5 protein-coding genes are annotated in these 7,494 nt (G+C 63.6%); 4 read left to right on the top strand and 1 reads right to left on the bottom strand.

Annotation, left to right across the window (positions count from 1 at the left end):
- Window positions 1–1,206: metalloprotease TldD (tldD, locus tag H6718_34875; GenBank protein ID MCB9590643.1), on the bottom strand; the 1,206-nt coding region annotated here is incomplete at its 3' end.
- Window positions 1,207–1,529: 323 nt separating this feature from the next.
- Between tldD and H6718_34870 the strand changes: the two genes are divergently transcribed.
- From H6718_34870 to H6718_34855, 4 genes are all read left to right on the top strand, one after another.
- A complete protein-coding gene (locus tag H6718_34870) occupies window positions 1,530–1,949 on the top strand; it encodes a CopD family protein (protein ID MCB9590642.1) in 420 nt (139 codons plus the stop codon).
- Window positions 1,950–2,196: 247 nt separating this feature from the next.
- A complete protein-coding gene (locus tag H6718_34865; GenBank protein ID MCB9590641.1) occupies window positions 2,197–5,172 on the top strand; it encodes a tetratricopeptide repeat protein in 2,976 nt (991 codons plus the stop codon).
- A 3-nt stretch (window positions 5,173–5,175) separates the two neighbouring features.
- The gene (locus H6718_34860; GenBank protein MCB9590640.1) at window positions 5,176–6,180 is read left to right on the top strand and encodes a hypothetical protein; all 1,005 of its coding nucleotides are present in this window, start codon (window positions 5,176–5,178) and stop codon (window positions 6,178–6,180) included.
- Complete coding sequence (locus H6718_34855; GenBank protein ID MCB9590639.1) at window positions 6,180–7,484, top strand: DUF839 domain-containing protein; 1,305 nt, start codon at window positions 6,180–6,182, stop codon at window positions 7,482–7,484. Before H6718_34860 ends, H6718_34855 begins: the two co-directional genes overlap by 1 nt.
- Window positions 7,485–7,494 lie beyond the last annotated feature (10 nt).

Below are 7,494 nucleotides of genomic sequence, written 5' to 3'. Positions count from 1 at the left end.
GACGAAGTCACCGTTCGAAATATCCACCTGGCCGCCGCCGAAGGTCTTGGCGAAGACGCCACGTTTCACGCTTTTCACAATCTCTTCGGGATCATGCGGTCCCGCGGTCAGGACCGTGTTGGTCATGCGAGGCATCGGGGCGCAGGCGAAGCTCTCACGTCGGCCATTTCCGCTGGGGTCCAGCTTGAAATGTCGCGCGCTCAGGCGGTCGTGCATGTAGCCCTTGAGGATGCCGTTCTCGATCAAGACGTTCTTCCTCGGTGCGTTGCCCTCATCGTCGATATTGATGGAGCCTCGGCTTTCGAGGAACGTGGGATCGTCGACGACGGTGCAAAGCTCGCTAGCCACCACCTCACCCACACGACCACTGTAGTTGCTCGTGCCCTTGCGGTTGAAGTCGGCTTCGAGCCCGTGCCCGACCGCTTCGTGGAGCAAGATGCCGCTATCTCCCGGGGCCAACACGACTTCCATCTGACCTGCAGGTGCCGCGCGCGCGTCGAGCATGGTCAGCGCCTGCTTCGCCGCAATTTCCGCATGTTTCTCGGGGCTCTGGGCATCGAAGTAGGCAAGGCTCATGCGGCCACCGCCACCACTACGACCCGCTTCGCGCTTGCCCTCGGACTCGGCAATGGCGCGCACCCCGAAGCGCATCAGCGGCTGAACGTCATACGCCATGCGACCATCGCTGCTGGCGATCAGCACGGCGCGGATCTCCTCCACATACGAGGCCTCAGCCTTGATGATGCGTGAGTCGAAGCCGAGCGCGGCGGCGCTTGCGCGCTCCAGTAGTGCACGCTTCTCGGTTCCGGGTTGATCGATCGGGGGAGAGGAGAGCTCGTAGCGATGCGGAAGGTCGAGGCGAGCCAACGCGACCGTGTGTGAACCGCTGCCACCCGTCGCGATGCGGGCCGCTGTCTCCGCCGCGCGCTTCATCGCCTCCCAAGTCAGGTCCTCGACGTGGGCATAACCGGTTGCGTCGCCCCGCTGCACCCGCACTCCCATACCGAGGCTTACCGATCGCGACGCGCTCCGGGTGATCCCTTCCTCGAAGGAGATCGCGCCGCCCGCGCGATACTCGAAGAAGAGGTCCGCGTAGTCACCGCCGTGCTGCAAGGCGACGGCCAGGAGTCGCTGACAAATCTCGGGGTCGATACCTGCGGTGCCGCCCGGTGCAAAAGGGGCGCGGTAGGTTTGGCTCTCGGTCATTCTGAGTCTCGGTCCTCTCGAGCGGGTTGCTCGGTTGGGTACTGTCCGCAGTCATGCTGCGGCGCGTGAGGCACAACTACGAGACCATGCTGCCGCTTGCGATGAGCCGCAAGGGGCGCGCACCCACGGAGCAAAGCGGGTCGAACCACTGCACACTCAAGCAGTGCAAGGAGCGCAGCCGAATTGTCACTCGTTCGCGCCTCCCGGGCGCGAATTGGGTGACTCCCCACGTTCGCCGGAAAAAGACTGGGCGCGGGACACAGCATGCAACGTTGCCGTCGCCGCCTTGCCGTCGCCGCCTTTGATGTTGAATAGTCCGCCCCATGACTGGACTCCCCTCGATTCTGATTAGCGCCCACGTGATCGGCGACCTGCTGTGGATCGGCTCGATTTGCGCCACTGCGTTGATCCTCGGGGACTCCTCGGCAGATCCGAAAGAACGCGGGAGGGTCGCCTACCTGGTCTACCAACGTCTCGCGAATCCCGGCTTCATTCTGGCCTTCGTCGCTGGTCTGACGCAGCTAGTCATGAACACCCAACACTACTTCGTGGCCACCAAGTTCATGCACGGGAAGCTGCTCTTCGCGTTCATCGTGATTGGCCTGCATCACGTGATTGGGGCCCGCGCGAAGAAGATGGCTCAAGGCAAGCTGAGCGATCCGGGCCCCGCTCCGATGATGGGCTGGGGCGTGTTGGTGCTGGCTGCGCTGACCGCGGTCTTTGCGGTGTTGAAACCCTTCTGACTCGCACCGACGCCCCCGACTCAACAACGCACGTGTGCGATGACTGGAAACGAGGGCTGGTCGGGCGAGTGTGCTAAACCAAGAGGCTCGCTTGACCCTGCCGGGCGTGGGGTCGTAGCATTTCGAGCGTTCCCAGATTCCCCTGCAGGAGCGCGGGAATCACCCCACTCGCACCAGCTCGGCGCGAGACCTGCACACACGATCGCGCGCACCACCCCGGAGCGCGACGAGGAGCAACCTAGAGGCCGTGGCCCTCGACCGCGAGAAGACTCTCCAGACTGCCCAGAAGTACGTCGACAAGAAGAAGTACGACCGGGCAATCGAGGAGTATCAGAAGATCGTTCAAGCCGATCCGAACGACGCGCGCACGTTGCTCAAGATCGGCGACTTGCAGGCCCGCATGCAGGCCTATGCAGAAGCGATCGCGACCTACGATCGAGTTGGGCAGTACTACTCCCAACAGGGCTTCGCGCTGAAGGCGATCGCTGTCTACAAGCAGATCCGCGAGCTGGTGCAAAAGCACGTACCGCAGCTAGCTGATCGCTACGGGCACATCGTCCCCAAGCTCGCGGAGATCTACACGCAGCTCGGCCTGACCAGCGACGCTCTCGCGGCCTACGACGAAGTAGCCACGCGCCTCCAGCGAGGAGGCCGCGACCGCGACGCGATCGAAGTCTTCCGCAAGATGGTCAGCTTGGATCAAACCAATCCACTGCCCCACTTGCGGCTCGCTGAAGCGTGCTGCCGCGTGCAGTCTCTGGACGAAGCCATCGAGTCGTTTTGGACTGCTTCCCAGCTGCTGCTCGAGCTCCGGCGGCGAGATGACGCGCTCAAGGTCGTGGAGCGCATCCTCCACTTCCGCCCGGAAACAAAGTACGCTTTGGTCGCGGCCGAGCTGTACATCGAGCGCGGTGGCCAGCAAGACGGGCTGCAGGCGCTCGCCAAGCTCCAAGCGGCTTTCCAAAAGGAGCCGCGAAACCTCGACATCCTCTCGCTGCTGGCCCGGGCGTTCACGCTGATTGGGCAGGGTCCCAAGGCAATCGAGGTGTACAAGGAGATGGCGCGCATCGCGCGCGACCAGAACAACGCCCAGCTATTCCGCGAGCTCCTGGATCACCTGTTGAGCGTCGCGCCCAACGACGAAGGCGTGGCAGCTCTGCAGCGCCTCGGTCAGCCCGCCGCTGAGACGCAACCGGGCCCCGTCTCGGTGGAGAGCGTGTCTGACGCTGAGGTTGAGTCGGTCCCTGAATACAGCGCTCCCCCGCAACAGCAATACCAGGACCATCGTCAGCCGCAGTACAGCGCGCCTGACGTGGTGGTCGTGGACGAGGCACTGGAGGCGGCCGAAGAGCTCATCGATCCGGACTCGGTGGACGCGCGCGGTCACGTGCGCAAGGCGCTCGTCGACGCTGAGAGCTTCCGCAAGCTGCGTCTCTACTCGAAGGCGCTCGAGACCTTGCGCATCGCCCTCGAGATTGATCCGCGCGGAATCTCGATCCGCGAGAAGCTGCGCGACATCCTCTGGGAGTCCGGTGATCGGGACTCGAGCATCGGGGAGATGATCACGATCGCAGCGATCCACCAGGACGAGGGTCGACCGGAGCTCGCCGAAGCGCAGCTATACGCAGTGCTGGAGGCCGAGCCGGAGCACGTCGTCGCCAACCAGATGCTGGCCGATCTGGGAGCATACGGCGGCTACGCACAGGAATACGCCGGCTACTCCGAGCATGAGCAACCCACCGGGCACTACGCAGAGCAAGGCTACGAGCAGCAGTACGCCGAGCAGCAGTACGCCGAGCAGCAGTACGCTGAGCAAGGCTACGAGCAGCAACAGTATTCGGCAGAAGCAGGCAACCAGGAGTACTACGAACAGGCCGAGTACTACGAACAGACCGAGTACCAGTACGAGCAGCCACAGCAAGCCTATCAAGCTCCGCAGGGATACGAAGGGCAACAAGCGTACGACCCGAACGAACCGCTGCCGTCCTACGACCTGGAAGAGATCGGCGCCTCTGAGGCGTTGGCCAACGACCGGCCGCTCCAGCCTCCAGTAGGCTTCGAGGCGGTCGACGATCCCTTCGACGACGCACCGCTGCCGAGCTTCCCGCTCACCGCAGAGGAAGAGGACGACGACTTGATGGCGGGCCTCGGCCCCGCAAGTTCCGACTACGCGTCGGGCGGCGACTTCGCGCCGGTGGACTACACGAACCGTGACGCTCAACCTCAGTTCGACGCGGGCGCAACCGTCGTCGACTTGGATGCGCAGTTCTTGGCTCAGGTCGATCAAGGCGCGGCGAGCAGCGTCGATTTCGACGACATCGAAGAGCTCGACGACGACGACCTCGAAACCGCGTCCCCGCCTGACGTGGAGCCGATGAGCGCTGCGGCCGACTCAGGTCAGAGCGAGCTCATCGAAGAGGTGCTCGACGAGGCGGAGTTCTTCGCAGCGCGTGGGCTGTGGGAGGACGCGAAGGCGATCGTCGAAGACCAACTTCGCCGAGTCCCGGGCCACCCGCTGTTGCTCGAGCGGCTGCGGGAGATCGAACTCGCCATCGAAGCGCAGACGGACACCGAAAGCGGAGCCCGAGAGCGCGCACCGCTCTCTGAGTCACCCGAAGACAACGCCTTCGACATCGCGGCCAGCCTTGGCGCACTAGACGAGCTCGAGGAGGCGGCTCCGCCAGAGAGCCGAGCGTTCTCCCACCACGACGACGTCGACGTCGATCAGGTGTTCGCCAAGTTCAAAGAGGGTGTTCGCGCTCAGGTGAGCGACCAAGACAGCGCCACGCACTACGATCTTGGTGTCGCCTACAAGGAAATGGGTCTCCTCGCCGACGCGATTGGTGAATTCGAGTTAGCCTCGCGAGATTCCATAAGGGAATGCATGTGTTACGCGATGATCGGAATGATCCACCTGGAGCAGGGGGATCTCGACCGCGCGGCCGAAGCTTATGTGCGTGGACTTGCTGCCCAGAACAAGACCGTCGAACAGGAGATGAGCCTGTATTACGACCTGGGAAACGTCTACGAAATGAAGGGGAGCGCGGCCGAGGCCGTCTACTACTTCGAGAAGATTGCGCGACGTGATCCTGGGTACCGCGATGTGAAGGAGCGCATCGAAGCCCTAAGGCCTCAGCAGCCCACCCGTGCTACGGCTGCTCGTGCGGTGAACGACGATGAGGAGTTCGATCGCGTGTTTGACGACCTCTTTGAAAGTAAGTGACCGATGCGTGCTTGGACCCTTCTGCTTATTCCCTCCGCTCTGATCCTCAACGCCTGTGCAACTGCAGATGATCCTTCGGTTGGGGTCGGCGGAACCAGCAACGCAGGACAAGGCGGAAGCGGTGCGGTCGCAGGCTCCGCCCAAGGCGGGACCGATCAGGGTGGGACTGACCAAGGCGGCGCAAACCAAGGTGGAACCGACCAGGGTGGAACCGGCAACACCGCGAGCGGTGGCAGCTCTGGTTCCGCGGGGAACGGCGGCACGGCGGCAGGCGGCGCGGGCGGCAGCTCCGGCTCAGCAGGCAGCTCGGGTTCCGCAGGGAGTTCCGGCACAGGTGGTAGCTCGGGATCGGCAGGCAGCTCGGGCTCCGGCGGAACATGCACCTCGCCTTCCGGCCTAGGCATTTGCGACACCTGGACTTCAAGCGGCTCTCAGTGTGGCTGTGCGGCTGGTCAGATGTGCCAGATCCGGCAAGCGGACGGGACGAGCGCGTGTTTCTCACAGGGAACCGCGCTGCCGTACAACGCGTGTTCGGCACCCGCGGATTGCCAGGCTGGGTATGACTGCGTCGGCGGTTCCTGCCAGCAGTACTGTGACACCAGCGCTGACTGCAGCGGCACCTTCGATGTCTGCGGAGAGGTCGGCTACGACAACGCGGGCACGTTCACCATCATTCCAGGCTTCAAGACCTGCTCGCGCACCTGTAACCCCGCGCTCCCGCAGTCCTCGAGCGCCCCTTACCAAGCTTGCGGGGCAGGTCTTGCGTGCGTCCCCACTCAGGACAACTCGAGCGTATGTACCGAGGCGGGTTCCGCAGGGCATCACGGCAGCTGTCCAACGGGCGTTGAGTGCGCCGCTGGCACCATCTGCATCGGTACAGAGTGCCTCAAGGGCTGTAACAACGTCGGCGGCTCCTGCTCCGGCGGCGAGACTTGCTACGGATTGGTCGACGGTAGCCAAACCGCGATCAACGTGGCGGGCGCACAGATCGGGGTCTGCGACATCTGATGAAAAAGCTCTCCCGTCGCTACTTCGTGGCTCAGGGACTCGCCGGCTTCGCCGGCCTCGTGGCGTGCAGCGAGGCGGATAGCTCTAAGGGGAGTGGCGGCGGGCAGTCCGGCAGCGGTGGCGCCGGTGGGCACGCCGGTAGTGGTAGCGCTGGCGGGAGCGGTGGAGCGGCTGGCAGTGGAACCGGGGGGACTGGCGGGTTCGCCCAAGGACCTGAACTCGAGTCGCTCATAGGCGACATCGGTCCCTTGGGCGACGCAGACGCAAACGGCGTGCGGTTACCCGCGGGCTTTACCTCGCGGATCGTCGCGAGGAGTCTCAAACCACCCGTTGCCTCGTCAGACTATGTCTGGCACCCCGCTCCCGACGGTGGCGCAACGTATCTCCTGGAGGACGGCGGCTGGATCTACGTGTCTAACTCGGAGATCCCGTTCAACGGCGGTGTGAGCGCGCTGCGCTTCGACATTCAGGGCAACGTGGTCGACGCGTATCGCATCCTCGAGCAGTCGTCGGTGAACTGCGCTGGTGGCCCGACACCGTGGGGGACGTGGTTGTCCTGTGAGGAGATCGCCAAGGGCGCGGTCTGGGAGTGCTATCCGCGCGGAGACAAACCAGCCGAGAAGCGACCGGCCCTTGGCGTGTTCAAGCATGAAGCCGTGGCGGTGGAGCCCGTCAATCAGCACCTCTACCTCACGGAAGATGAATCCGACGGACGGCTGTATCGCTACGTTCCGAACAGCCTCACCGAGAGCGGACGCGCAGACCTGAGTGCTGGCAAGCTCCAGGTCGCAAAGGTCGATGCACAGAACCAGGTCACGTGGCTCGACGTACCGGATCCTGAATTCAGCAGCGCAACCCCTACCCGCTCTCAGGTCCCCGACAGCACTGCGTTCAGGGGAGGCGAAGGGATCTATCACCACAACGGCGTGATCTACTTTTCCACCAAGGGCGACAACCGCATCTGGGCGTATGACGTCAAGAGCGAGAGCATTAAGGTGCTGTACGACGCGGCGACTCACCAGACCCCGATCCTGACTGGGGTCGACAACGTGATCGTCTCTGCGTCAGGCGACGTGCTCGTAGCGGAGGACGGCGGTGACATGGAAGTCTGCGCGATCCTCCCCGACGGCAGCATTAAGGCATTGCTTCAGGTAGAGGGTCACCTAGAGTCGGAGATCACCGGACTCGCCTTCGATCCCAGCGGCACCCGGCTTTACTTCAGCTCCCAGCGGGGACCTTCGAAGAACAGTGACGACGGATACACCTTCGAAGTCAGCGGGCCCTTCCACCGCGCGAAAACCTGAAGCGCGCTAC

The sequence above is a fragment of the Polyangiaceae bacterium genome, assembly GCA_020633205.1.
GTDB lineage: Bacteria > Myxococcota_A > Polyangia > Polyangiales > Polyangiaceae > JAHBVY01.
The sequence above is the reverse complement of the archived record's forward strand: the minus strand, read 5'-3'. Positions and strand labels throughout refer to the sequence as shown.